Here is a 23,331-nt window from a genome sequence, read left to right as displayed (position 1 = left end):
TCAGCCCCCGCCGTCCTCGATCTCCGAGCGGGCGACGGCGGCGCCCGCGTACTCCAACACCTCCGCCGCGCCGTCCTCGGAGTAGCCCCTGTCCACGAGGGCGTCGACCCAGGCGCTGCGCTCCTCGTCGTCGAGGTCGGTCGCCGAGACCAGCGCGGAGAAGTTGATGTTGTGCTTCTTGTCCTCCCACAGCTTGCGCTCTAACGCGCGCCGGAGGCGGTCGTTCTCCTGCGGGTCGAAGCCGCGCCCCTCGCGGGCGCGCCGGGAGACCCAGTTCGACACCTCCTGCCGGAAGTCGTCCTTCCGGTCCGAGGGGACGTCGAGCTGCTCTTCGACCGCCCGCATGAACGTCTCGTCGGGCTCCGTCTCGCGTCCGGTGAGCTCGTCGTCGACGGTGTCGTCGTCGATGTACGCCATCACGTGGTCCATGTACTTCTCGCCCTGCCGGCGGAGCTCGTCGACGTCGTACGCTAACGCGTGTCGGACGTCCTCGATGGCGCGCTCGCGGTACTCCTCGCGGACGGTCTCGAGGAGGCGCTCGTAGCGGTCGAGGTCGTCGGCCGCGATGGAGCCGTGACCGCCGAGGTTCGCCTCGAAGTGGTCGAAGACGGACAGCGGCGAGAGGTAGCCGCGCTCGCGGTGGGTGGCGTCCATGATCGCCTCGGCGATCTCGTCGCCGATGAAGCGGGCGGAGACGCCGTCCATCCCCTCGCTCACGTCGGCCTCCTCGCTGGCGTCCTCGCGGAGCTTCCGGCGGTCGATCTCTTCGTCCTCCAGCTCCCCGTTGTACACCTTCGCCTTGTCGAGGAGGCTCACCGTCTCGTCGGTCGGCTCCTCTAACCGCGTGAGCACCCCGAAGAGCCCGGCCATCTCCAGCGCGTGCGGCTCGACGTGGACGTTGGGCACGTCGGCGTTGTCGAGCATCTTCTCGTAGATCTTCGCCTCGCTGTCGTACTCCAACACGTAGGGGTAGTCGATCCGCTTGGTGCGGTCGTTGAACGCCTCCATCTTCTCGTCGCCCGTCTTCTCGCGGTACTCCGGCATGTTCGTCCGGCCGACGATCACCTGATCGATGTCGATCCGGGGGTTGTTCTTCGGCTTGATCGTCGACTCCTGGGAGGCGTGCAGGAAGTCGTAGAGGAACTCCCGCTGCAGCTTTAACAGCTCCTCGCCGGAGAACAGCCCGCGGTTGGCGTTACAGAACGCGCCGGCGTAGTCGAACGCGCGCGGGTCGGACTCGCCGTAGACGGCCAGCTTCGCGTAGTTGACGTCGCCGGTGAGCTCCGTCTCGTCCTGGTTCTTCTTGTCTTTCGGCTCGAACGTCTCGATGCACTCCCGGCGGTTCTCGTCGGCGACGAGCCGGACGACCTCGACGTGCTCGTCGAGCACGCGCTCCAAGTCGTCGTCGTAGTGCGCGAGCAGCTCGTTCAGGTAGAACTCCGAGGCCGGGTCCGGATGCTGGTCGTTCCGGAGGGTGTAGGGGGCGTCGAGCCGCTCGTTGATCTCGTCGATCACCGCCTGGCGCTGCGGGCGCGGGAGGAGCACGAGCGGGTCCTGGTTCATCGGCGAGCGCACCGTATCGTCGCCCGGATCCTGATCGTCGATCACCGAGCAGAGGTCGACCCAGCGGAAGGTGTACATCCGGCCGGCCTCCTCGCGCGTGTACGCCTCGAAGTACCGGCGGGTGAGCCAGTCGAAGTGCGACTTCCCGGAGCCGACGGGTCCCAAGAGGAGCTTGATCCGTTTTTCGGGCCCGAGCCCGCGGGCGCCGGACTTCACCTTGTTGACGAACTCGTGGATCGCCTCGTGGACCTCGCGGCCGTAGAAGACGTTCTCCCCGTCGTGGAGGGGGTCGTCCGCGGCGAGCGAGTACTCCATCACTCCCCGTTCCTCGTCGTACCGCGTGCCGTAGTGGTCGAACATGTCGGCGACCCGCTGGTGGGCGTTCCGCGCGATGCGCGGCTCCTCGTACAGCGCGTCGAGGTACCAGTCGAACGAGCGGGGCTCCCGGAGGTCGTCCGGGACGTTCGTCCGGTACTCCTCGCTGAGCCGTTCGAGCGTGTGTCGTTCTGTCATCGTATCACGTCTCTCGGACGGGCGAGGGGCCGACGACCGGGCCGCGCGGCCGCGCGGCTCTCCGTGCCGGAACGACGGCTCATCGAGCCGCGAACGCCACTGTCGTCGAGGGGACCCGCCGCGGGTCGCCGTTTCGCCCGTAACCGAGGCTATATGTATGGGAGGGATTCTCACTCATAAGTGTGTCGGCCGTTCACACGAGACACTGGTTCGCGGATCCGCCCCCGGCTTGCGATTTCGACCCGCTTAACTCCCCGAAATCAGCGTGTAGCGGTCATAAAACGGGGGTGTGCGCGCTCGGGACCGAATCCGGCCGTCCGGGGCCCCTCCCGGCCCGATCGGGAACCGGAAACGTCGCCCCCGGAGCGGGGTCTTTTGCCGGTCGCCCCCTCACGGCCGGTGTGACGTTCAGCATCTGCGTTCGCGAGCGGTACACCGACGACGACGGCGACGACCAGGTCCGCTACGGTGTGGCGGTGACAACCCGGCTGCCGGGGGTCGGCACGCTGTGTCCGTTCGCGTCGGCGGACGGGGCGGTGGCGACGCAGTCGCTCGTCAACGTCGAGCTCGGGCGGAAGGGGATCGAGTACCTCGGCGACGGCCTCGCGGTCGACGACGCGCTGGAGGCCCTCCTGAACGCCGACGACGGGAAGCCGCAGCGCCAGCTCCACGGCGTCGACGCCGACGGGACGTTCGCGTTCTCCGGCGACGAGTGCCGCGACTGGTACGGCCACGTCGTCGGCGAGAACTACACCGTCGCCGGCAACCTCCTGACGGGCGAGGAGGTGATCGACGACACCGCGGCCGCCTACGAGTCCGACGCCCACGGCGACGCCCCGCTCGCGGAGCGGCTGATCGACGCGCTCGCGGCGGGTCACGCCGCCGGCGGCGACAAGCGGGAGGACCTGGCGGTCCAGTCCGCGGCGCTCAAGGTGTGCACCACGGACGAAGAGACGGACGACCCGTACTACGACGACCTCCGCGTCGACGCGAGCGAGACGCCGGTCGCCGACCTCCGCGAGACGTACGAGACGGCGAAGCGCGGCTACGAGGCGGTCCTGGAGAAGTACGCCGACGAGCTGGACGAGAGCGGCGGCGACGGAGACGAGTAGCGCCTCGCGGGGGCCGATCCCCGCCCCCTACAGCGACAGTCGCGTCAGGATCGGCAGGTGGTCCGACGGGTACCGCCCCCGGTCGTCGCGGTCGGCGAGCGTGGCGAACGCCGCGACGTCGACCCCCGGCGAGACGAGCGCGTGGTCGATCCGCCGACCGTCGATCAGCCGCGCGAAGTCGGTGAGGCTCGTCTCCGGCCCGTGTCGGAGGTCGGTGACCGCGGCGGCGTCGCGGAGCGCGATCCGGTCGTCGACCGCGTTCTCTCCGGTCCCGGACGCCCCGGCGTCCGCCTCCGGGTCGTCTCCGAGGAGGATCCGGTGCGGGTCCGACCCCGGCGTGCAGTTGAGGTCGCCGACGAGGACGACCGGGGGCGATCCGCCGGGCTCGCCCGCGCCGGCGACTTCTCCGGCCAGCTCCGGCACCCGCTCGCGGAGGAGCCGCGCGGACTCGCGCCGCGCGGCCGCGCTGACGTGGTCGAAGTGCGTGTTGACCACGAGGAGCGCGGCGTCGCCGTCGACGGCGCGGACCCGCGCCCACGTCGCGATCCGCGGGTGGGCGGCGTCCCAGCCGACCGACTGCCGGTCGGGGGTCTCGGAGAGCCAGAACGTGTCGCTGTCGACGATCTCCCAGCGGCCCGCTCGCACCGCGATCGGACACCCCTCGCCCTCGCCGCCCGTCCCCCGGCCCCGTCCGACGAACTCGTAGCTCGGGAGCCGCTCGCGGAGGTCCCGACGCTGGTCGGGAAGCGGCTCCTGAAAGGCGGCGACGTCCGGGCGGTGGAAGCGGACGAGCCGCGCGACCGCGTCGCGGCGGTCGTGCCAGGCGTCGTGGTGATCGCCTCGGTTGGCGTAGCGGACGTTGTAGCTCAGCACCCGGATCGCGGTCATTGTCGCTGGAGTCGTGGGCGAGGCGATTAAAAGGGTGGGAACGGGACGCCGGTTCGACTCCTCTTCCGACGCGCGGCCTACGCCGAGAACTCGTACAGCTCGTCGCCGACGTGGTGGATCGATTCGACGACCTTCCCGCTGTCGCCGACCATCTCGTCGCCGTCGACCATCGCGCGGCCGACCGCGAGGACCTTCTCGTGGGTCTCCTCGGCGACCACGACGAGGTCGCCCTCGCGGATCTCCGGGTCGGCCTCGACGATGCCGGGGCGCATCACGTCGGCGCCGTCGGAGACGAACGAGATGGCGCCCGCGTCGACCGTGACGATCCCGGTCTCCGGCTCGTAATCGTTCGCGCCGCGGACGGTCAGGAACGGCTCGTCGTCGTCGACGTAGAAGACGGCCGGCTCGCCGTCGACCAGGACGAGCTCGTAACCCGCGTCCACGAACTCCACGAGCTCGAAGGTGTCGCCGTCGATGTCGACGCCGAGGTGGTCGGCGACCGCCTCGCGGATCGCCGCGATGTCGTCGCTCCGGAGGTGGTGCCGCGATTTCACTTCCATGGGCGCCCAGTCGACCGCTCGGCCGATAAATGGTCCGCTCCGCGGCGTGGCGCGACGCGAGCCGCCGCTTCCGCCGCGCGGTCCCGACCCCGGCGCGCTCTCCCGCTCCCCGCCCGTGGGACTCTCACGCGGTTGGACCGATCAAAACGGCCTTATGCCACCTCTCCATATCGGTTCGTATGCTCAACCCGCTCATTGCGAACGTCGCGAACGCGCCCGCGATCGTTCTCGGGGCGCTCGCGACGCTGACCGTCCTCTTCGTCAGCAGTCTGAAGGGAACGGGATGGGAGCCCACGACCGACATCTCGGACGAGGTCCTCGAACGCCGCGCGTCCGCGGTCCCCGAGACCGACTTCCCGGAGCCCGGGAACCGCGCCATCGGCGGCGGCGGTGGCGGCGGCGCCATCCCCGCGGGCGGCGCCGAGGGCGAGGAGGGCGAACTGGAGGACGGCAGCGCGGCCAGCGCCGGTCCCGCCGACGTGGAGGAGGTCGAGCACTTCGAGGTCGAGTTCGTCAAGCAGGGCGAGACGGTCGAGCTCTCGAACGACCAGCCCATCCTCGATCAGGGCGAAGACCAGGGGTGGGACCTCCCGTACGCCTGCCGGCAGGGCCAGTGCGTCTCGTGTGCCGGCCGCATCGCGGACGGCCCCTCCGAGGACTTCGTCGAGCACGACAACCAGCAGATGCTCGAGGAGGCCGAGCTCGACGACGGCTACACCCTGACCTGCGTCGCGTACCCCCGCGACTCCTTCAGCATCGAGACGGGCGAGGCGCCGTAGCCCGCCGCGCGCCGCGGTCGCCGCTCCGCTTCCGATTTTCACGCGATTGCCGCCCGCTCGCGACACCCTTTTTCGCGTCTCGACCGAACGATCGGTATGGCAGTCACCACGGTCCTCGGCGGCGTCGTCGCGCTCCTCGTCGCGCTCGCGGCCGCGCTCGTCTACCGCGACGCCGCGCGCGTCGGCGTCGACCTCGGATCGCCGCCGCTGTGGGCCGCCCTCGTCGTCGTCACCTCCGGCGCCGCCCTGATCACCTTCCTGCTCGTCCCCGACGCGCCGCTCCCCGGCGTGCTCGTGTTGGTCGCGCTCGGGCCACTTCTCTACCTCCTCGAACGCGACGACTCCATGCACGGCGACGACCCCGCCGACCCGACCCGCCTCCCGAGCGAGTCGGAGCCCGCGGACGACTCCGAGGAGTGAGCCGCGAGTAACCGGTTCCGGTTTCTCCGTGCCGTTTCCGCCGGATCGACGGTGACACAGTTCGTTCCGTTGTTTCAACCTGCTCGGAAACCGCAAGCTTCCATAGGCTCGGGTGCTAACCCTCGACAATGAGCGACGAGAGCCTCGCGGACCGAGTCGAAGAGTGGATGGTCGGACAGATGCCGATCATCCAGATGCACGGCGGCACGAGCGTCGTGCGCGAGGCGGACCCCGAGACCGGCGAGGTCGTCGTCGAGCTCGGCGGCACCTGCTCCGGCTGCGGCATCTCGAACATCACGGCCGACAACATCCGCCGCGACCTGATCATGGACTTCGACGAGGTTGACAACGTGACGGTGCGCACCGCCTCCTCCGGCGACCAGGGCGCCTCCACCGTCGAGGGCGGCCGCGGCGGCGAGCTGAAACACGAGACCGAATCCGCGAACCACTTCTGAGGCGCCGGCCGGGGGGTTCCGCTCCCCGGCCGCACTCCCTTCTCGGCTCTCGTTCCGACGCTCCGCCCGGGCGGCGTCTCCCGCCCTCGTTACAGCGCGTTCTCCAGCGCGGACGCGACGCTCCGCGCCTTCTCCGCCAGCGGCGCCGGCACGTCGCCGGCCGCCTCCGCGTCCCGAAGCTCGTCGTCGTCGACGCGCTCGACCGTGCCGTCCGGACGCTTCACCACGTCGACGTGGAGGTCCACGTAGCGCGCGGCGCCCGGGAACACCTCGACCGGGGTACAGACGTTGACGTAGGTGCCCCGCACCGTCCCGTCGCGCCCGCGGTAGGTGGTCGGATACCACCACCGACCCTCCTTCAGGCTCGTCTCGGCCACGTCGCCCGCCTCGCGCGGGGTGCCGAGCCCGTCGTAGGTGCCGCCGCCGGTCATCTCGCGCTCGACCGCGACCGAGCCGTCGGCGTCGACCCCCGTCACCGTCGCCTCGCCGAGCGCGAACAGCCGGCCGTCGGGCTTCCCGTGGTCGATCCGGATCGCCTCGCCCTCGCTCGGCCCGAACGCGTCGGTCACGACGCCGAACGGGAACGCGGCGTCCGGGTCGGGGTCACAGAGGGCCTCCGCGAGGTCGACGCCGGCCGAGGCGTCGGCCGACCCCGCCTTCACCCGGTGGTGGCCCGGCATCGTCGCCGTCGCCTCGCGGCGCCGGTCGTCGAGCGCGAACCGGCTCTCGCGGCCGAACCACACCCAGGCGCCCGCGTTCGGCGACGCCACCGGCTCGTCGCGGACGAGCGCCGCGTCGTCGAGGACGCCGATTCCGCCGGCGGCGTCGACCGCGTCGTCGAGCCCCTCGGCGGCCGCGACGGCGCGCTCCAGCCCGGCCTCCAGCGCCTCGGTCCCGGCGTCGACCGCGGGCGGCTTCCAGACCGCCCGCCACCCGTCGGGCGGCTCCAGCCCGAGGAGATCGAGCATCCCCGCCAGCTCCCGAGCGGCCTCGTCGTTCCGGACGTCGACGCGGGTGCCCGAGCCCGGTTCGAGCGCGACGAGCCCCCCGCCGGCGCGCAGCGACCCGCCGAGCTCGGGGCGGCGGTCCGTCCACGGCGCCGCGGACTCGTCGACGCGCACTCGGACCGGATCGCCGGTCTCGACCCGGTCGTCGACGCTCCCGTACGGGAGGTACCCCTCGGCGGTCGCCGCGTCGCTCCCCTCGCTGTCGTCGGCTCCCGCGCCGACGCGGAGCCGCACCACCGCCCCGCCGCCGAGCGTCTCGGTCACCTCGCCGTCGAGGACGGTTCCGGGCGGCGTCGGGTCGGTCCACGTCAGCGCGTCGAGCCCCACGCCGCCGAGGCGCTCGCGGAGCGATCCGACCGCCTCGGGGTCGCCGTGGACGCCGACGCCCTGCCGGTCCGCCGTCGTCTCGATCCGGACGTCCGGCGGCTCGTCCCCGAACGCCGCGTCGAAGCGCCGGCGGATCGGCGGCGACGCGTCGACGACCTCGCGGCCCGCGTCGAGCAGGAGCCGCGTCAGCGCCGTGGCGTAGATGCCCCGGACGCGGACGGCGGCGGTCACAGCTCCTCCGGGTCGCGCGCGAAGCGCACCCGGTCGTGGATCGTCCCGCCGAGCGAGAGCTCGACGAGGACGGGCCGTTCGTCCCCGCCGTCGCGTTCGGTCGACCGCAACACACGCCCGCCCTCGACCGGGACGCCCCACCCGTCGAGAGAGAGGTAGCCGCGGAGGTCGCTCCCGTGGGTGAAGACCTCGACGTCCGCGGCCGGGTGTTTCTGCGTCTCGCTCGTGCTGTGGGCCAGCTCCATGTCGGAGTGGTACGGGCCGTCGTCGGCGAAAAAGTCCCGAAGCCGGTCGGCGTCCGCGGCGACCAGCTCGGCGACGCGGTCGGAGGCGTCGGCGATCGCGTCCGCGTCGAGCCCCGCCTCGCGGAGCGCCCGCTGGGTCCGTCGGTCGAAGTGCATACCGCCCCTTCGGGCGCCGCGGTTTCAACTCCATCGCCTCGTCTCGGGCGCGCCGGGGTCGGCGGCGACGCCGGCCCGACCTCCCGAGCCGGTCGCTCGAGCGGGGCCGTCCGGCCACGGCTTAAGTTACCCCGGGACGAATCGGGGCGTATGCCATCCCGGTCGGACCCGGTCAAGTCGCGCTCCGACGACGACCGCGACCTCTACGACGTCGCCACGTGGGAGGAGCGCACGTCACTCGACGGGCTCTCGGTCGCGCTGCACTGGCTCATCACACGGTCCGCGAAGGCGCTGGTCGTGCTCGTCGCCCTCCTCGCGCTGCTCGCCATCCTCGGGTCGTTCGGCCTCGGCCTCGTCTTCGACCCCGCGGTCGCGATGCTCGTCGGGCTCTCGGCGGTCCCGGCGTTCGGCCTCGCCGCGTACGTGTACGTCTCGGACGTCACGACCGCGGAGCCGCTCTCGCTGCTGGTGGCGACGTTCCTGCTGTCGATCCTCACGGCGACGTTCGCCGCGCTGCTCAACAGCTACGCACAGCCCCTCTTCTCGCCGCTCGGGTTCCCCGGGCTCGTCCTCTTCTTCTTCGTCATCGTCGGCCCCGTCGAGGAGACGGTGAAGCTGCTCGCCGTCCGGCTGTACGCGTACACCGACGACCGGTTCGACGCCGTCGTCGACGGCGCGGTGTACGGGGCGATCGCCGGCCTCGGCTTCGCGGTCATCGAGAACCTCGTGTACATCGCCCGGACGGTCGAGATGTCGGAGCTGACCCTCGGGCTCGCCGTCCTCGGCGCGGGCGACGGGATCGCGGCGCTGCGCGCGCTCGCGGGGCCGGGCCACGTCGTCTACTCGGCGTTCGCGGGCTACTACCTCGGCCTCGCGAAGTTCAACCCGGAGAACAGCGGCCCGATCGTCGTCAAGGGGCTCGTCATCGCCGCCGCGATCCACGGGCTGTACAACACCCTCGTCGGTCCGGTCACCTCGGTGATCCCCGCGCTCACGCCCATCCCGCGGCTCCCGGCGCTGTTCCTCTTCGTCCTCCTCTTTCAGGGGGCGTTCGGCTACGTCCTCCTCCGGAAGATCCGGCGCTACCGGGACGCGTACCTGGAGACGCGGGACGCGGTCGGCCCGGACGTCGAGCCGGAGCTCACGGAGTTCGAGGAGTAAACTACCCTACCCTACTCGCTCGCGGCGTTGCCGTTCGCTTCGTTGAGGGTGGGGCTTTCGCGTGGACTCCCGTTCTGGCCATCGCTGGCAGGCTCGTAATCGCCGTTCACGTTCAACGTCCCGCGATTCAAGCGCACGTTTACGGGTGCGCCTCCGCCCGACGACGTTTGCGCCGAGCGGAGATGCTTCAGGCCGATATTCTTCGCCGCGTTGTAGTCTGCGTGCGGTGAGTATCCGCACTTGAGACACGCAAACACGTTCTGTCCGTTCGAGGTAGGGCGGTTGTCCTCGTGAGTGAACCCGCACTTCGAACACCGCTGACTCGTGTACGCAGGACTTACTTGTTCGACCGAGACATCGACGATTTCGGCTTTGTACTCGACGTACTCGAACAAGCGTCGGAACGCCCATGCGTGGAACTTCTTGGCGTTCGGCATCCGATCACGAATTCCCGTCAGGTTCTCGAATGCGATCACGTCACAGTCGTGTTCGATGGCTTCTGCAACGAGCTCTTTCGAGACGGTGTGCAAGAAATGGTCGTAGCGTCCCGTCTCAGTGCGTCCGATCGACTGGATGGTTTCGTGAGCGGCCCGTGTCCCACGCTGGTGGAGCGACCCGCGTCGCTTCTCGAACTCGCGGTGCCAGTGGTTCAACTCCGAGCCGTTCCAGAATGTCCCCGTTGACGTGACAGCGACGTTTTCGATGCCGAGGTCAACGCCGAGGACTGTGTTGTGCTCGGCGTTGCCTTCGTCGGCAGTCTCGGACTCCATGTCCGCCTTTGTGCGGACGTGGAGGTAGAACTCGCCGTCGCGGTAGTGGAGTTCTGCACCCGTCACGTCGTAGTCGTCGTTGAACAAATACTCCGAGTGAGGCGTCTCGCGGTCCTCGTCGGGGAGAATGTATCTAGCGGTGATACGTCCCTCAACGGTCGAGAGCGTCGCGTGGTCGTCGTTGAACGTGGCACACCGTTTGTCATAGACGAGCGTCGGAGCGGAGAAGCGCGGCTTTCCCGCGTAGTCGCCCTGTTTCCAGCGGGCGATGGCGCTCTGGACAGCGTCAGCAGCCTTGTTGCGGGCGTTCTGGACGAGGTTCGCTTGAAGTCGCGTCTCGGCTCGCACGTCGTCGTAGGTCTCGCGTTGGAGTTGGGCTTTGCTCGTGGTCTTGTACTCGCCTTGCCACGCGTGGTCGACGACGTAGTTGGCGGCCCACAGGAACTCGGAGATGGTTTCGTGGAGAAGGGCAGCGTCGCTGTCGGCCACATTAAGCTTGACAGGGATGGTGCGGCGGACCTCCATCCGTACTTCAGATGTATTCTTTACTTTTTATATTAATAACGGTTCGGTGGGAGCCGGTCAGCCATCGAACGAGGAGCGTGCTATCCCATGTCGATTTCCTCCCCGACCTACTCGCTCCCTGCGGTCGCTCCTCAAGGTCATGGGCTCCATCTTGAATTGTGCTGACCCGGTGCGGGTTTAAAACCGGTCACCCCGGCGGCGACTCGACCTTCGACCGGTCGCCCGTGCCGCCGGTGAGCGCGCTCGCGAGCGCCCCCTTCACGACGACCTCGTCGCCGAGGTCCGTGAGCCGGACCTCCGGGACGTTGATGAACACCATGTCGGAGAGCTTCTCGCGGATCGGGTCCAGCACCCGCTCGGGGTTGTTGAGCGCGACCGCGCCGCCGACGCTCACGACGAGCGGGGCGTACGCGTGGATCACGTTGGCGACGCCCATGGCGTTCCAGTGGGCCACTTGGTCGATCACGTGGTCGGCGAAGACGTCCTCGCCCGCCGCCTCGAACACGTCGACCGCGGAGAAGTCCGGGTCCTCGATAGGGAGCGACGTCTCGATCGGGTCCTCCGCGTGAAGCTCGCGGGCGTACTTCGGGATGTTGTTGCCGGAGCAGTACCCCTCCCAGTGGCCGTCGAGGCCGCACCCGCAGGTCATGAAGCCGTGCGGGTCGACGGTCATGTGGCCGACCTCGCCGGCGTTGCCGTCCCACCCCGAGAGCACGTTGCCGTCGACGGCGACCCCCGCGCCGATCCCCGAGGAGATCGTGAGGTACACCATGTCGTCGGGGTTGCGCTCGGCGTGGAACCGCTCGCCGATGACGCCGGCGACGGTGTCGTTGTGGAGGTGGATCTCGTCGGTGCCGAGCAGCTGCGAGACGGGCCCGACGAGCGGGATGCGCTCGACGGTGTCCGGGAGGTTCGCCGGTCCCTGGACGACCCCGGCCGCGAGGTCGAGGGGGCCGATCGAACCGATCCCGGCCGCGGCGACCTCGGTCGGGTCGATCTCGGCGGCCGCGCACGCGCCCCGAACGACGCTCAGCACGGCCTCGGTCACGGCGATCCCGTTCGGACCGCGGGGGGTCCCCTGCTCGTCCGATCCGAGTATCGCCGCCGTGCCGTCGCCGACGACCGCCCGGACGTTCGTCGCCCCGAGGTCGACGCCCACGTAATACATCGGCTAGAAGCGCGGACCGGTGTCACTTAAGCGGGACGCTTCTCGAGGCGATTCGCCGCGACCGGAGCGCGACGGTGGCGGTGAGACGCCCCGACCGCCGCGCGGAGGAGCGACGCTCACTCAGGCGGCGACTTCCCGCACGAAGGTCACCGGGCACGGGGCCGAGAGGATGACGTCCTGGGCGACGCTGCCGAAGACGGCCTTGCCGGTCGGCGACCGGCTCCGTCCGCCGACCACCACGCGGTCGGCCCCGACGGCCGAGGCCGCCTCGACGACCTCGTTCGCGTGGTCGCCAACCGCGCCGCGGATCGAGTAGGCGACGCCCGCGTCGCCGAGCGCCCTCGCGAGCGCTCGCATCGTCGTGTGTCGCTCGGCGACCGCGTCCGGAGTCGACCCCTCGCTCTCCGGGTTCACGCCCAGCTTCGAGCGGACCCCGTCGAACTCCTCGTCGGTGAACACGTGGGTCAACACGACCTCCGCGCCCGCGGGCTCGGCGACCGCGATGGCCTCCTTCGCGAGCTGCTCGGTTCGCTTCTCGTCTTCGGTACCGACCGCCAGTAGCACTGTTTCTATGCTCATACTTCTCTTTCGCCGTCGGCCGGGATAAGCCTGTCGGAGTTTTAACTCAGTTTTGAATTAATTTTCCTACGATCGATCCTGACGGTTCTCGCTCCCGTCTGCGTCGCTCTCGGGCTCCGTTCCGGTCGGATCCGTTCCGGTCGGCTCCGCCTCGCGCGCCTCCGACTCCGCCGGCGGATCGACGAACAGCGGCTCACCGGCCGGGCGGCCGTAGTCGACGATCCAGTACCGGCCGCGGTACGCGCCGACGTTCTCCGGCTTGAGCTCGTCGAAGTGGAACCGTTCGCGGTGCGGCATCAGCGCCCGCCGGACGCGGTTGAGCGCCTCCTCGCGGACCGACTCGTCCGGGGGGACCTCCGCCTGCGGCATGACGATCCAGTCGCCGTCGGCGTCGCCGTCGAGGACGGGGAGGAACGGGTGCGACTCGACCGCCGACCAGATCCGGCGCTCCCGGCGGTTCTGCGGGCGCCCGTCGCCCATCTCCGCCGAGGGACCGTACCGCGCCAGCTTCGCGACGAGGGGGCCGCCGGCGGTCGCCTCCGCGTTCTCGCGCTCGGTCACCCCCTCGCGGACCGACGCGGGGACCGCGATGGCGACGCGGCCCGTCCCAACCCCGAGGATCTCAGCCGCCGGCTCCGACCGCGCTCCGTCGCCCTCGGCGAGCGCGTCGAGGTCGGCTCGCAGCCCGTCGAGGACCTCGCACTCCCCCGGTGCGAGCTCGCGGAAGTAGGTCATCTCCTCGCCCGCCGGCCACGACCACGTCCGGCCCGCGTACTCCCACTCCGTCTCCGCGACGGCGACGCGGTCGAGCGCGCTCCGGCGGGCCGCCCGCAGGCGACGGGCCGCGGTCGACAGCCGGTCGGCGACCGCGGGCGGGATCGGGTCCTGTCGCATTCGGTCTCCCTTCCCGGCCGGTCGCCAATAGCCTGTCGTCGGTCGGGGGCGCTCGCCTCTCGTCTCATCCGCTTCCCGGCGAAACCTCCTTGCCGCGCGCTCCCGACGCTCGACCGTGAGCACGCTGTTCGTCAGACACGGGACGACCGAGTGGAACGAGGCGGGCCGGATCCAGGGGTGGGCGCCGGTCGGGCTCTCCGACCGCGGGCGCGAGGAGGCCGCGACGGTCGCCGACGCCATCGCCGAACGTCACGCGGTCGACGCGGTCGTCGCCTCGGACCTCGCGCGGACCGTCGAGACCGCCGAACCGGTCGCCGCGGCGGCCGGCGTCGACGTGGAGACCGACCCGCGGCTCCGCGAGCGCGACTTCGGCGTCTTTCAGGGGCTCCCGTCCGACGACTTCTTCGAGCGCTTCCCCGACTTCGACCTGCTGGAGAGCGGGCGGGCGGCGGCCGAGCGCGCCCCGGAGAGCGGCGAGAGCTGGCTCGCCGTCCGCGATCGAGTGCTCGACGCGGCCGCGGACCTGCGCGCCCGCGAGGGGACCGTGGTGGCCGTCACCCACGTGAACCCGATCCGGCTCGTCGTCGGCGAGCGCCGCGAGCTCTCGGTCGTCGAGTCGCTCACGGAGCTTTCGACCGGCAACTGCTCGGTGACCGAGATCGACGGGAGCGGCGCGGTCGCCCGCGAGGACGACCGCTCGTACAAATAGCGTCGGCGGTCGGGGCCCGGCTCAGTAGTCGGGCGCGTCGTCCTCGACCTCGCGCTTCAGCGAGTCGCGGCGGGACTTCGCGTCGCGGCCCGTCGCCTCCAGCAGGAACTCGTTCTTCGCGTCGACCGCGTCGGCGGCGGCGTCGGCGTTCCCCTCGGCGATGACGTCCTCCGCGGGACGCTCCTCGAAGTGGACCGCGAGCTTGTCCTTCTTGCTCCCGTACTCGGCGGCGCCGGCCACGATCCGCTCGAAGACGGGGTTGTCGGGGTCCTCGACGACGTACAGCTCGTGGCCCTGCCACTCCTCCGTACCGGAAATCTCGCCGAAGTAGTCCTCGACGGAGCCTTTCAGGTCGGGCATGCGGTCGTCCAGATGCTCGCCGCGGCGCATCTTGTACTCCTTCATGCCGCGACCGTTCGACAGGGGGGCGTAAACCAGTTTCGTCACGGGGTCTCCAGCCCGTTGAGCGATCCCGTCGGCCGATCAGACCGGGCGCTCGGTGACGTAGCCGCGCTTGCACTCGGGGCAGATGTCGCCCGCGCGCATCGAGTTTCCGTCCGCGTCGCGGGTCATCCCGCACTCGGGGCAGTGGTACTCCGTCGGCGTCTCGGAGGTCGACGTCTGCAGGTCGGGGGTCTCGGCGCGGGTGATCCCCGAGCCCGCGTCGGCCGGCTCCGCCTCGTCGTCCCGCGGTTCGACCGTCCCGTCGACCTCGTCGGCGTCCCGGTCCGGGGCCTCGACGTACTCCGCGTCTCCGTCCTCCGCGGCCGGCTCGGCCGCCTCGGGGGTGAGGCCGCCGCCGAACTCGACGCCGCCCGCGTCGCCGTCGCCGATCTCAGCGCTGAACCCCTCGTCCTCCCCGCGCTGCTCGGGCCACGCCGTCGCCGACGTCTCCGGCTCGTCCGCCTCGTCGACCTCCGGCCACGCCCCGCGCTCGCGGTCGGCCGCCGGCTCCTCCTCGTCGAGGATCACCCCGTCGTCCGTCGCCGCGTCCCGCTCGTCGTCTCCCGGCGACTCCGCGGTCTCGACCTCGGGGTACTCCGCGTACTCCTCGCCGCCCCCGAGCGACCCCGCATCGTCGTCCGGCCCCGACTCGAGGAGCTCCGCGCCCTCGTCGTCCGGGGTCTCGTCGGCGGCGTCCGCCGCGGCGCCCTCGTCGTCCGCGTCCGCGGCGTCGCCTTCGGGAAGGTCGTCGGCCGCCGCGGTCGGTCCGTCGTCGATGATCACGGCGTCGTCGACGTCGTCGGTCGCGTCGACGGTCGGGCCCGCCCCGTCCGCTCCCTCGTCCGTCGGCGCGGCGCCCGTCGAGACGGCGTCCGGGCCGACTCCGTCCGTCGGACCGCGGTCGTCGTCGGCGTTCGGCGTGGTCGCGGTCGGGTCGGTCTCCGCCGTTCCGGCGCCCGCGGCGGCCTCGTCGGTCAGTTGCTCCATCGTCGTGACCTCGGTGTTCTCGCTCACGACCTGCGTCTCACCGCAGCGAGCGCAGGTCTTCACCTCGGTGACTGTCGTGACGACCTCGTTCCCGTCCTCCTCGCGCTCGCGCCGTAGTTCGGGCTCGTCGAAGTCGTGCCCGAGCAGACACCTGAGTCCCATTATGTCCGTCCTGCGGTGCCGAGGGTAAAAAACGCCCCGTCCGGCGTCTGACGCCCGGCGCACGCCCGTCCCGGCCGCGCGTCGGTCGCGCGGGCGACGGCTCGGGGGCCGCCGTCGCCCGACCGCGGTACCCAGACTCTTTGTGGATCGGTCCCGTACCTTCGATCGTCTATGCCGACCGTATCTTACCAGGGAGAGGAGATCGAGTGCGAGAAGGGCGCCGTGTTGCGCGACGTGTTGGCGGAGGCCGGCCTCTCCGTGTACAACGGCAAGATGAAACAGCTCAACTGCCGGGGCGCGGGGTCGTGCGGCTCCTGTGCGGTCCAGGTCGACGGCGAGGTGAGCGAGCCCGGCAAGAAGGAGAAGGCTCGCCTCTGGTTCCCGCCGCACCACCCCAGCCACGACGTCCGCCTCGCCTGTCAGACGAAGGTCGAGGGCGACGTCGAGGTGCGGAAGGGCCGCGGGCTCTTCGGTCAGCACATCTGATTCGGCCGTCTCCCTCTTTTAACGCCGATACCTCGACGCTATCGGCGCCGCCGCTCGTCGTCGCCGGCCGGACCGATCGGCGGCGGCGACGCTCGGTGTCGTGATAAGAACCCGCGTCGGACGTGAGTCCGGAAGCGGGCAAAAGTCTCGTTGTCGCGTGTCAGAGTCGCGTTCGGCGTCAGCCGGACCGACCCACCTTATCGGATCGGCTTACTGCCGAACGACGTTGGACGCGCGCGGCCCCTTGGGCGAGGACTCGATGTCGAACTCGAGCTCCTGGCCCTCTTCGAGGTCCGGCCCTTCGACGTCTTCCATGTGGAAGAACACGTCGTCGTCAGCGTCGTCAGTCTCAATAAATCCGTAGCCGCCAGTGTCGTTGAAGAAATCAACCTTTCCGGTCGCCATTGCATCCTAACGGACGCCCCGTTCGGGGATAAGGATTGCGAGTGTACAGTTACCACGGCTGTAGGCGAACGATCGCCGCGGCTATCGGCGATTATCGAGACGATCGGTGGCCGTACTTCCGAAGATATCGGATCGAACCGACCGATCCGTCGCTTCTCCGGTTTCAGTCGTCGCCGGAGGGACGTTTATTGTCGCCCGCCGCGATCGGTCCGTCGTGTTCCGGTCGCTCAGAGAGAACGGGCCGGCGCTGCTCGTCCCCGCCGCGTGGACCGTCGCCGCCGCGACGGTTCTCGGCGTCGTCTCGACGCGCGCGCTGTTCGTCGCCCACGTCGTCATGAGCGCCCTGCTCGTCGCCTTCGTCGTCGCCTCGTGGCGCGATATGGCGACCGGCGTGCTCCGGGCGTGGAAGCTCGTGATCTTAGCGGGCACGCCCGCCACGCTCGCGGGCGTCGCGGGGTTCCTCGCGCTCGGCGGGCCCGGGATCCCGCCGGACGCCCTGCTTGCCGTCTCGCTGTACGGCTGGGCGCTCCTCCCCGCGGCCGGGTTCGCGTACACCGGCCGCCGCGTCGGGGCGGGCGCCCGGGTCTACGACGCCGGCGTCGCCTGCTGCGTCGCCGGCGCGGTCGCGATCGCGGTCGCGCCCTCGGCGACGTGGACGGCGGTCGGGATCGGCGTCGTCGGCGTCGGCCAGACCGCCGGCATCCTCGACGCCACGCTGCGCTACTGAGGGGTCGGCCCCGGGACCACCGCCCGTGTTCCGTGCGATCGCCCCACAATACCTAAGCCTCCGGTCCGTAGCGCTCGCATGATCGACGCCGGCCCGGTCTACCTCGCGATCGCGGGGGCGCTGCTGCTCGTCGCGTTGGGGCTCGGACTCCGCGTGCTCCGGGAGATCGTCCGCGAGGGGCGCGACCGGCGGCGGCGTCGGCGGGCCGGCGAGGTGGAGACGTACACGGACGACGAGGAGTACGGGCGGGGACCGCCGGCCCCCGCCGCCGACGACCGTGGCGATGCGGAAGGGCCGGACGGCGACCCGGACGACCGCGGCGACCCGGACGACCGCGGCGACCCGACCGCGACGTGCCCCCAGTGCGGCGCGGCCAACGAGTCGGAGTTCAGCTACTGCCGGCGCTGCGCGGCGCCGCTCCGGCCCGGCGCCTAGCTCACCGCTCGGTCACCGCCCCGTCTCGACTTCCGCGTCGCTCCCGGACTCGGCATCCGGGAGCGTGTGCCACCACGCCCACAGCACCAGCGCGGCCTGCAACGGAAGCCGCGCCCACGCGGCAGCCCGCGCGACGTCCGCGAGCCGCTCGGGGACGAACTCGGTCGCGGCGTCGTCGGTCGCCACGTAGACGTTCGCCGGGAAGACGGCGACCAGCAGCGCGACGATCCCCCACGCCGACGCGCGTCTCGTTCGCTCGAACTGCATCCCGAGCCCGAGGAGTATCTCGGCGATCCCGGAGAGGTAGACGAGCATCTTCGGATGCGGAAACTCCGGCGGGACGGCCCGGGCGAACGAGTCCGGTGCGAGGAAGTGCACTGCGCCGGCGACGACGTAGTTCGCGCCCATCGCGCGGCGCAGGGGCCGCTTCCGTCGCGCGAGCGGACCGGTGCGGTCGGCGGAGCCGTCGAGGTCGGTGTCGGCGTCACCCGTCATCCGAAGGGGTAACGACGGCCGGCTAATGAGGGTTCGCCCGGCTTCGAACGACGTCGCTTTCTCGCCGATTCGCTCCGCTCGCGGACGCGGAATACGCCGACTCGCCGATTTGTACTCGCCGCACGTCGCCAGTGACCGTTATCTACTTCCTACCGGCGCCGCGCATACCGATTTCGCGACCGGTCGGAGCGCGACCGGTTGAACCCGGCCGTCGGATCATACCTATATTGTCACGAGCCTTATACGTGGGTGACTACTGTCCCTTGCCGCTCTCGGAGCGATCTAATTCGACGGTGACACGCGTCTGCGAGTGATCTCCGTGCCGAGTTTGCAGCAGAGTTACACAGTAGATCGGCATCTAATGACAACAAATAGAAACAACGAATCGAGCCGGACCGTTCCCATCTCGCGGCGCAGCGTCCTCCGCGCGACGGGCGCGGCCGGCGCGCTCGCGGTCGGGGGATCCGGTCTGCCGCTCTTCACCGGGATCGCCGCCGCCGACGAGCACCTCATCGAGACCTGCGGCGGCGAGGTCGACGTCGTCGTCGCGCTCGACTATTCGGGCTCGATACGGTCCGCCGGCACCTGGGGCGACATCCAGAGCGGCGTGGACAGCTTCCTCGGCGTCGTCCCGGCCGACGTCCAGCTGGGTCTCGTCACGTTCGGTGACGCCCCCGCCGCGTTCGAGTACGGGACGGGGAACCTCCTGGACTTCGCGACCGCGGGCAACGTCTCGGCGGTTCAGGCCGGCGTGCCCGCGAGCACCCCGCCCGGGGAGAACGCGACGCACATGCCCGGCGCGCTGGACTTCTCCAACGCGATCCTCGAGCAGGAGGGCCGCGGCGGGAAGGAAATTGTCGTTCTGATCACCGACGGCGGGCCGAACTACGAGAACGGCGTCGTCGGCGACGGCGCCGCGCCGCCCGCAGACGACACGACGTTCCCCTACGGGACGTTCGAGTACACCGGCGGGTCGACGGGCGGCGAGAACGGCATCGCCGGCGAACCCGGTGAACTGACCGAGACCACCGCCACCGCGACCGCGATCAAGAACGCCGGTCGCCGCGTCATCGCCGTCGGCGTCGGCGAGAACGTCGCCGGCTTCGACGGCTATCTCCGGGACGAGATCGCCAGCAGCACCGACGACTTCGTCGCGGTCCAGGACGCGTCGAACCTGGGTTCGGAGCTGGAAGCGCTCATCAGCGAGGTCTGCGAGGAGTGCGTCGACTGCTCCGTCGACGGTCAGCTCGCGAAGTACGAGTTCGCCTGCGTCGAGACCGATCCCGACACCGGCGAGTGCATCGCGTACGACTTCGTTCCGGAGGGGGACGCCGACGACAACGTCGCGTACACCGCCGGCTCTTTCGAGAGCAAGGAGGACGAGGCGTTCGAGCCGATGACCGCCTCCTTCGACACGGAGTACTGCGAGCTCTACGCGCTGGTCAAGAGCGGCCGGGAGCTGGAAGTGCAGTCCTTCGAGGGGATCGACGGGAGCGTCACGGTCGAAACCGCGAACGACGGGAAGTTCGCGATCAGCTTCGTGGCGTTCTACTGCACCGAGGCGGCGGCGCTCGAGGCGCTGGAGAGCTTCCCGTCCCGCGGCGGGCGGTAGTCGATAGCGTCGTCGCGTGACGGCCACGCGACGCGGCGGTTCTCGGGTTTTCGATGACGGAGTGGTACGCATGCCGATCGCGCTGAAAAGGAATGCCGCCTCCCCGATTTGAACTCGCCGAGACGCTCGCCTCACTTCGTTCGGGCTCGCGACTCGTCTGCTCAAATCGGGTCGGGAACATTTTCACTGTTCACGGTTCAGTCGCTTCGCTCCCTCACGAGTTCGCAGGAAAATGCCGCCTCCCCGATTTGAAACGCGTGAGACTCCCTGCGGTCGTCTCACTGTTCCCCGCTCGCTGCGCTCGCGGGGACGGGGGACAGCTCGATCTTCAGTCAACGCTTACGAACTTGGTCCGCACAAAAAACTATGCCGCCTCCCCGATTTGAACGGGGGACAGCTCGATCTTCAGTCGAGTGCTCTCCCAGTCTGAGCTAAGGCGGCTCGCACTCGGACCAACGCCGATTCGAGACAAAAGGATTTCGAAAGGCGGCGGTCCGATCGCCTCGCCGCCTCGGCGTGCGCGACTCGGCCCGCCCCGGAGGGCACCTGGAACTCCCTCACGCCCGGCTCCGGCTCCGGGATCCTCGCGGTCGAGTTCTACGACGCCCGCGCGGGTACCCTGATCGACACGAACGGGAAGGCCTTCGCCACTGACGACGGCACGACGTGGGAGGCGTTCGGCATCGAGGGCGCCGACACCACCTTCGCCGGGCTCGACGCCGGCGCCCCCGACGACGTGACCGTGGTCGGCGGGAGCGGCCCCCTCTATGTCTACGACCGAGTCGAGTGGCGCTCGGACCGGATCGCCGAGAACGACCTCCTCGACGTGATCACGAGCGACGCCGGCGGCGTCGCGGTCGGCGGGAGCGGCACCGTCGCCGAGCGCGAGGACGGCGTCTGGACCGTGGTCGACACGCCCTCCGGGCAGAACCTCCGCGCCGTCGCGGCGTTCGACGGCGACCGCGACTACGCCGTCGGCGCCAGCGGGACGGTGCTGGAGCGGTAGCGGCGAGAAGTAACGATATGGGACCGCCCGGATTCGAACCTCGGTCGCTCCACTCCGTTTCGCTCCCTGCTTCGAATCCGGCTCACAGCCGCGGCGCTCGCGGTGTTGCTCGCGCCGCGAAAGTGGGACCGCCCGGATTCGAACCGGAACCGAACGTGCTCGCTCCTCCATCGCTACGCGCGCTCGGTAGGGTTCGAATCCGCTCCACTGCTGCTGCTCGCGACGGTGCTCGCAGCAGCAGGATGGGACCGCCCGGATTCGAACCGGGGTCACGGGCACCCAAGGCCCGGAGTATACCACTAACCCACGGTCCCGCGCCTATACGTACCCGCATCGGCCGGTAAAGCGTTTCGTTGCGCGGTCGGGCCGCGTTCGGTCGCCCCGCCGTGCCGGTCGCCCTGCGGCGACCCCGCCTCACTCCTCGTCGTCGCGCAGTTCGAGGTCGGCGACGATCTGGTACGGGTCCGTTCCCTTCCGGATCGCGTCGAGGATGAAGAACGCCTCGTCGGGCGCGAGGAAGTGCCGCGTGACGCCGCGGCCCAGCGGCGTCGGCTCGAAGCCGTCGATGAACTCCCACTCCAGCAGCTTCCCGATCGCGTGTTTCGTCGGCACCTCGCCGATCATCCGGTCGTTGAGTCGCTTGGCCTTCTTGCCCGCGACGACGACGTTCGCCAGCGTCTCCTCGACGGCGGCCGCCTCGTCGTAGTGGGTCGCGACGTCCTCCATCTCCCCCTTGAGCAGGGTGAAGGCGACCTCGTCCTCGGTGCGGTCCATGGAGTTGTGGTAGACGCCGTCGGGCTCGACGAGGAGGTAGACGCGCCCGCGGTCGTGGTAGTCCGGGCGCCCGGCGCGCCCGAGCATCTGCGAGAACTCCTGGACCGAGAGCCACTCGATCCCCATCGCCAGCGAGTCGAAGATCACCTGCGAGGCGGGGAAGTCGACGCCGGCGGCGAGCGCCGCGGTGGTGACGACCGCGGAGAGGTCCTGGTTCCCGAACTGGCGTTCCACCTTCTTCCGGCGCTTGTAGTCGAGCCCGGCGTGGTACGGCGCGGAGTCGTACCGGAGCTTCCGGCTGATCTCGTGGCAGCGCCGCCGGGAGTTCGTGAAGACGATCGTCTGGCCGCGGTACCCCTTCGACGACTTCGTGTCGAACTCCCGCTTGACCAGCTTGTCGGCGATCTGCGCCTTCTCGCGGCTGTCCGCGAAGGTGACGTGGCGCTCGATCGGGACGGGACGCTCCTCGTACTCGATGAGCGTCGCCCGGAGCTTCTCGGCGAGCCACTCCGGGTTCCCGACGGTCGCGGAGAGGTAGACGAACTGCGTGCCGCCGTACCCCTCGTGGGTCGCCATCCGCTCCTCGCTGTAGTACTTCAGCCGGGAGATGAGCCCGTCGAGCCGGTGGCCCCGCTCGCCCTCCTTCAGCGTGTGGACCTCGTCGATGACGACGGTGCCGACGTCGCCGAGGTCCTTCCCGGTCCGGAGCGCGTGGTCGATCCCCTCGTAGGTGCCGACGATCACGTCGGCGTTCGGGTCGAAGCGGTTGCCGTCGTCGTTCACCCGCGAGGAGCCGACGCGGATAGAGACGTTCAGCCGGTCGCCGTAGCGGTCCCTGAAGTCCTCGTGCTTCTGGTTGGCGAGCGCGACGAGGGGAACCAAGAAGAGGAGCTTCCCCTCTCCCTTCAGCGCCCGGTCGATTCCGGTCAGCTCGCCCACGAGGGTCTTCCCGGTCGCGGTCGCGCTCACGACGAGCTGGTCGTCGCCGTCGAGGAGGCCGTTCCGCACCGAGAGGCTCTGGACCGGGAGCAGCTCCTCGAAGCGGCCCCGGAGGTGCGCGGAGAGGTCCGGGTGGAGGTCGAGGTCCTCGGTGCGCACGGGGCTCACGTCGTCGACGTTGGCGGAGACCTCGTCGTACTTCGTGAGGTCGGGGTCGAGCCCGCCCTGCAGGAGGTTGACGATCCGGTCCAAGTCTCCGGACTCGTACAGCAGCTCCTCCAACCGCTCCTCGGCGGCGCCGGTGAACTCGCCTTTGTACGAGAGCTCCCGCTCCAGCTCCCTGCGGGCGCAGTCGCGGCAGATCAGCTCGTCGTTGTGCTCGACCGCGCTCTCGCTCGTGATCGGGCCGTATCGGCCGTCGTTCGCGCAGCGCCGGCAGGTCCGGACGGCCGTCGCCTCCAGCTGGTAGCCGTCGAGCATCGCCTCCAGCCGCTTCCGGTTCTCCGGCGACGTCTGCTCGGAGATGCGGATCCGGTCGGCCGCGCGGGCGAGGTCGACGAACTCGCCGGGCTGGCGGGGGTGGTCCTCGCCGTCGCGGACCACGCGGAACTTCCCCGGGCGCGGGCCCGCGGAGGTCTCCTTGAGCTCGAGCCGCCCGCGGAGCACCCGGTTCCCGTCCCGGTTCGCGACGACGGTGTAGTCGCTCCGCGCCTCGTGGAGGAACAGCGTCTCGACCTCGGCCAACTGCTGTGACACTGCCCGTCGGTACGCGAGGAAGGTATTTCAGGGGTTCGGCT

25 protein-coding genes and 2 tRNA genes are annotated in these 23,331 nt (G+C 70.1%); 11 read left to right on the top strand and 16 right to left on the bottom strand.

Annotation, left to right across the window (positions count from 1 at the left end):
- Entirely contained in the window at nucleotides 1–2,076 is a 2,076-nt protein-coding gene (locus tag B4V04_RS15745; RefSeq protein ID WP_498232661.1) for a PrkA family serine protein kinase, read from the bottom strand.
- Nucleotides 2,077–2,477: 401 nt separating this feature from the next.
- Between B4V04_RS15745 and B4V04_RS15740 the strand changes: the two genes are divergently transcribed.
- The gene (locus tag B4V04_RS15740) at nucleotides 2,478–3,188 is read left to right on the top strand and encodes a DUF1028 domain-containing protein (RefSeq protein ID WP_498232660.1); all 711 of its coding nucleotides are present in this window, start codon (nucleotides 2,478–2,480) and stop codon (nucleotides 3,186–3,188) included.
- 27 nt (nucleotides 3,189–3,215) lie between these two features.
- On the opposite strand, the gene B4V04_RS15735 is transcribed toward B4V04_RS15740, so the two are convergent.
- Both B4V04_RS15735 and B4V04_RS15730 read right to left on the bottom strand, forming a co-directional pair.
- A complete protein-coding gene (locus B4V04_RS15735; protein ID WP_498232659.1) occupies nucleotides 3,216–4,076 on the bottom strand; it encodes an endonuclease/exonuclease/phosphatase family protein in 861 nt (286 codons plus the stop codon).
- A gap of 77 nt (nucleotides 4,077–4,153) precedes the next feature.
- On the bottom strand, nucleotides 4,154–4,636 hold the full coding sequence (locus B4V04_RS15730; RefSeq protein ID WP_498232658.1) for an RNA-binding protein: 483 nt from the start codon (nucleotides 4,634–4,636) through the stop codon (nucleotides 4,154–4,156).
- 179 nt (nucleotides 4,637–4,815) lie between these two features.
- Between B4V04_RS15730 and B4V04_RS15725 the strand changes: the two genes are divergently transcribed.
- The 3 genes from B4V04_RS15725 to B4V04_RS15715 all read left to right on the top strand — a co-directional run bounded on the left by B4V04_RS15725 (nucleotide 4,816) and on the right by B4V04_RS15715 (nucleotide 6,290).
- On the top strand, nucleotides 4,816–5,415 hold the full coding sequence (locus B4V04_RS15725; protein WP_498232657.1) for a 2Fe-2S iron-sulfur cluster-binding protein: 600 nt from the start codon (nucleotides 4,816–4,818) through the stop codon (nucleotides 5,413–5,415).
- A 96-nt stretch (nucleotides 5,416–5,511) separates the two neighbouring features.
- Nucleotides 5,512–5,835 (top strand): hypothetical protein, encoded by a 324-nt coding sequence (locus B4V04_RS15720; RefSeq protein WP_498232656.1) that lies wholly within the window; start codon nucleotides 5,512–5,514, stop codon nucleotides 5,833–5,835.
- Nucleotides 5,836–5,963: 128 nt separating this feature from the next.
- Complete coding sequence (locus B4V04_RS15715) at nucleotides 5,964–6,290, top strand: NifU family protein (RefSeq protein WP_144800103.1); 327 nt, start codon at nucleotides 5,964–5,966, stop codon at nucleotides 6,288–6,290.
- 89 nt (nucleotides 6,291–6,379) lie between these two features.
- On the opposite strand, the gene B4V04_RS15710 is transcribed toward B4V04_RS15715, so the two are convergent.
- Entirely contained in the window at nucleotides 6,380–7,855 is a 1,476-nt protein-coding gene (locus tag B4V04_RS15710) for a ribonuclease FAU-1 family protein (protein WP_498232655.1), read from the bottom strand.
- Nucleotides 7,852–8,256 carry a DUF7532 family protein gene (locus B4V04_RS15705; protein WP_498232654.1) on the bottom strand — a complete coding sequence of 135 codons (405 nt, stop codon included), beginning with the start codon at nucleotides 8,254–8,256 and terminating at the stop codon, nucleotides 7,852–7,854. Before B4V04_RS15705 ends, B4V04_RS15710 begins: the two co-directional genes overlap by 4 nt.
- 150 nt (nucleotides 8,257–8,406) lie before the next feature.
- On the opposite strand from B4V04_RS15705, the gene B4V04_RS15700 reads away from it, so the two are divergent.
- On the top strand, nucleotides 8,407–9,417 hold the full coding sequence (locus tag B4V04_RS15700) for a PrsW family intramembrane metalloprotease (protein ID WP_498232653.1): 1,011 nt from the start codon (nucleotides 8,407–8,409) through the stop codon (nucleotides 9,415–9,417).
- 11 nt (nucleotides 9,418–9,428) lie between these two features.
- Here the strand turns inward: B4V04_RS15700 and B4V04_RS15695 are convergent, their stop codons facing one another.
- The 4 genes from B4V04_RS15695 to B4V04_RS15680 form a co-directional block, all read right to left on the bottom strand.
- A complete protein-coding gene (locus B4V04_RS15695; protein ID WP_498232652.1) occupies nucleotides 9,429–10,712 on the bottom strand; it encodes an RNA-guided endonuclease InsQ/TnpB family protein in 1,284 nt (427 codons plus the stop codon).
- A gap of 187 nt (nucleotides 10,713–10,899) precedes the next feature.
- Nucleotides 10,900–11,880, bottom strand: a complete 981-nt coding sequence (locus B4V04_RS15690; protein WP_498232651.1) for an ROK family protein — start codon at nucleotides 11,878–11,880, stop codon at nucleotides 10,900–10,902.
- A 120-nt stretch (nucleotides 11,881–12,000) separates the two neighbouring features.
- Nucleotides 12,001–12,459, bottom strand: coding sequence for a universal stress protein (locus B4V04_RS15685; protein ID WP_144800098.1), 459 nt, complete (start codon nucleotides 12,457–12,459; stop codon nucleotides 12,001–12,003).
- 66 nt (nucleotides 12,460–12,525) lie between these two features.
- Entirely contained in the window at nucleotides 12,526–13,353 is an 828-nt protein-coding gene (locus B4V04_RS15680) for a hypothetical protein (RefSeq protein ID WP_498232650.1), read from the bottom strand.
- Nucleotides 13,354–13,468: 115 nt separating this feature from the next.
- On the opposite strand from B4V04_RS15680, the gene B4V04_RS15675 reads away from it, so the two are divergent.
- Nucleotides 13,469–14,062, top strand: coding sequence for a histidine phosphatase family protein (locus B4V04_RS15675; protein ID WP_498232649.1), 594 nt, complete (start codon nucleotides 13,469–13,471; stop codon nucleotides 14,060–14,062).
- Nucleotides 14,063–14,083: 21 nt separating this feature from the next.
- Here the strand turns inward: B4V04_RS15675 and B4V04_RS15670 are convergent, their stop codons facing one another.
- Both B4V04_RS15670 and B4V04_RS15665 read right to left on the bottom strand, forming a co-directional pair.
- Nucleotides 14,084–14,467 carry a DUF5611 family protein gene (locus B4V04_RS15670; RefSeq protein WP_498232648.1) on the bottom strand — a complete coding sequence of 128 codons (384 nt, stop codon included), beginning with the start codon at nucleotides 14,465–14,467 and terminating at the stop codon, nucleotides 14,084–14,086.
- A gap of 78 nt (nucleotides 14,468–14,545) precedes the next feature.
- Nucleotides 14,546–15,655, bottom strand: a complete 1,110-nt coding sequence (locus B4V04_RS15665; RefSeq protein WP_498232647.1) for a DUF7093 family protein — start codon at nucleotides 15,653–15,655, stop codon at nucleotides 14,546–14,548.
- Between the two features lie 171 nt (nucleotides 15,656–15,826).
- On the opposite strand from B4V04_RS15665, the gene B4V04_RS15660 reads away from it, so the two are divergent.
- The gene (locus tag B4V04_RS15660; protein WP_498232646.1) at nucleotides 15,827–16,141 is read left to right on the top strand and encodes a 2Fe-2S iron-sulfur cluster-binding protein; all 315 of its coding nucleotides are present in this window, start codon (nucleotides 15,827–15,829) and stop codon (nucleotides 16,139–16,141) included.
- Between the two features lie 210 nt (nucleotides 16,142–16,351).
- Here the strand turns inward: B4V04_RS15660 and B4V04_RS15655 are convergent, their stop codons facing one another.
- Nucleotides 16,352–16,546 carry a cold-shock protein gene (locus tag B4V04_RS15655; protein ID WP_004048101.1) on the bottom strand — a complete coding sequence of 65 codons (195 nt, stop codon included), beginning with the start codon at nucleotides 16,544–16,546 and terminating at the stop codon, nucleotides 16,352–16,354.
- A gap of 214 nt (nucleotides 16,547–16,760) precedes the next feature.
- Here B4V04_RS15655 and B4V04_RS15650 point away from each other — a divergent pair, with 214 nt between their 5' ends.
- A complete protein-coding gene (locus tag B4V04_RS15650; RefSeq protein WP_498232645.1) occupies nucleotides 16,761–17,273 on the top strand; it encodes a hypothetical protein in 513 nt (170 codons plus the stop codon).
- 78 nt (nucleotides 17,274–17,351) lie between these two features.
- Complete coding sequence (locus tag B4V04_RS15645) at nucleotides 17,352–17,708, top strand: DUF7577 domain-containing protein (protein ID WP_498232644.1); 357 nt, start codon at nucleotides 17,352–17,354, stop codon at nucleotides 17,706–17,708.
- Between the two features lie 12 nt (nucleotides 17,709–17,720).
- On the opposite strand, the gene B4V04_RS15640 is transcribed toward B4V04_RS15645, so the two are convergent.
- Nucleotides 17,721–18,203: a DoxX family protein gene (locus B4V04_RS15640; RefSeq protein ID WP_498232643.1), complete on the bottom strand. Its 483-nt coding sequence runs from the start codon at nucleotides 18,201–18,203 to the stop codon at nucleotides 17,721–17,723.
- A gap of 361 nt (nucleotides 18,204–18,564) precedes the next feature.
- Between B4V04_RS15640 and B4V04_RS15635 the strand changes: the two genes are divergently transcribed.
- A complete protein-coding gene (locus B4V04_RS15635; protein ID WP_498232642.1) occupies nucleotides 18,565–19,815 on the top strand; it encodes a vWA domain-containing protein in 1,251 nt (416 codons plus the stop codon).
- Between the two features lie 367 nt (nucleotides 19,816–20,182).
- On the opposite strand, the gene B4V04_RS15630 is transcribed toward B4V04_RS15635, so the two are convergent.
- Nucleotides 20,183–20,256 (bottom strand) — tRNA-Phe (locus tag B4V04_RS15630).
- A 295-nt stretch (nucleotides 20,257–20,551) separates the two neighbouring features.
- On the opposite strand from B4V04_RS15630, the gene B4V04_RS15625 reads away from it, so the two are divergent.
- Nucleotides 20,552–20,821 carry a hypothetical protein gene (locus tag B4V04_RS15625; RefSeq protein ID WP_498232641.1) on the top strand — a complete coding sequence of 90 codons (270 nt, stop codon included), beginning with the start codon at nucleotides 20,552–20,554 and terminating at the stop codon, nucleotides 20,819–20,821.
- 243 nt (nucleotides 20,822–21,064) lie between these two features.
- Here the strand turns inward: B4V04_RS15625 and B4V04_RS15620 are convergent.
- Both B4V04_RS15620 and B4V04_RS15615 read right to left on the bottom strand, forming a co-directional pair.
- Nucleotides 21,065–21,135, bottom strand: a tRNA-Pro gene (locus tag B4V04_RS15620).
- Between the two features lie 100 nt (nucleotides 21,136–21,235).
- On the bottom strand, nucleotides 21,236–23,290 hold the full coding sequence (locus B4V04_RS15615; protein ID WP_498232640.1) for a DEAD/DEAH box helicase: 2,055 nt from the start codon (nucleotides 23,288–23,290) through the stop codon (nucleotides 21,236–21,238).
- Nucleotides 23,291–23,331 lie beyond the last annotated feature (41 nt).

The sequence above is a fragment of the Halorubrum sp. B52 genome (assembly GCF_059752555.1).
Note: the sequence above shows the minus strand (reverse complement) of the source record. Positions and strands in the feature narration are given on the sequence as shown.

Bases quoted from the DNA above. Each gene is read 5' to 3' on its own strand.
- B4V04_RS15745 (WP_498232661.1), bottom strand. From the start codon at position 2,076: ATGACAGAACGACACACGCTCGAACGGCTCAGCGAGGAGTACCGGACG.
- B4V04_RS15735 (WP_498232659.1), bottom strand. From the start codon at position 4,076: ATGACCGCGATCCGGGTGCTGAGCTACAACGTCCGCTACGCCAACCGA.
- B4V04_RS15730 (WP_498232658.1), bottom strand. From the start codon at position 4,636: ATGGAAGTGAAATCGCGGCACCACCTCCGGAGCGACGACATCGCGGCG.
- B4V04_RS15725 (WP_498232657.1), top strand. From the start codon at position 4,816: ATGCTCAACCCGCTCATTGCGAACGTCGCGAACGCGCCCGCGATCGTT.
- B4V04_RS15720 (WP_498232656.1), top strand. From the start codon at position 5,512: ATGGCAGTCACCACGGTCCTCGGCGGCGTCGTCGCGCTCCTCGTCGCG.
- B4V04_RS15715 (WP_144800103.1), top strand. From the start codon at position 5,964: ATGAGCGACGAGAGCCTCGCGGACCGAGTCGAAGAGTGGATGGTCGGA.
- B4V04_RS15705 (WP_498232654.1), bottom strand. From the start codon at position 8,256: ATGCACTTCGACCGACGGACCCAGCGGGCGCTCCGCGAGGCGGGGCTC.
- B4V04_RS15700 (WP_498232653.1), top strand. From the start codon at position 8,407: ATGCCATCCCGGTCGGACCCGGTCAAGTCGCGCTCCGACGACGACCGC.
- B4V04_RS15695 (WP_498232652.1), bottom strand. From the start codon at position 10,712: ATGGAGGTCCGCCGCACCATCCCTGTCAAGCTTAATGTGGCCGACAGC.
- B4V04_RS15690 (WP_498232651.1), bottom strand. From the start codon at position 11,880: ATGTATTACGTGGGCGTCGACCTCGGGGCGACGAACGTCCGGGCGGTC.
- B4V04_RS15685 (WP_144800098.1), bottom strand. From the start codon at position 12,459: ATGAGCATAGAAACAGTGCTACTGGCGGTCGGTACCGAAGACGAGAAG.
- B4V04_RS15680 (WP_498232650.1), bottom strand. From the start codon at position 13,353: ATGCGACAGGACCCGATCCCGCCCGCGGTCGCCGACCGGCTGTCGACC.
- B4V04_RS15670 (WP_498232648.1), bottom strand. From the start codon at position 14,467: ATGAAGGAGTACAAGATGCGCCGCGGCGAGCATCTGGACGACCGCATG.
- B4V04_RS15665 (WP_498232647.1), bottom strand. From the start codon at position 15,655: ATGGGACTCAGGTGTCTGCTCGGGCACGACTTCGACGAGCCCGAACTA.
- B4V04_RS15660 (WP_498232646.1), top strand. From the start codon at position 15,827: ATGCCGACCGTATCTTACCAGGGAGAGGAGATCGAGTGCGAGAAGGGC.
- B4V04_RS15655 (WP_004048101.1), bottom strand. From the start codon at position 16,546: ATGGCGACCGGAAAGGTTGATTTCTTCAACGACACTGGCGGCTACGGA.
- B4V04_RS15645 (WP_498232644.1), top strand. From the start codon at position 17,352: ATGATCGACGCCGGCCCGGTCTACCTCGCGATCGCGGGGGCGCTGCTG.
- B4V04_RS15640 (WP_498232643.1), bottom strand. From the start codon at position 18,203: ATGACGGGTGACGCCGACACCGACCTCGACGGCTCCGCCGACCGCACC.
- B4V04_RS15635 (WP_498232642.1), top strand. From the start codon at position 18,565: ATGACAACAAATAGAAACAACGAATCGAGCCGGACCGTTCCCATCTCG.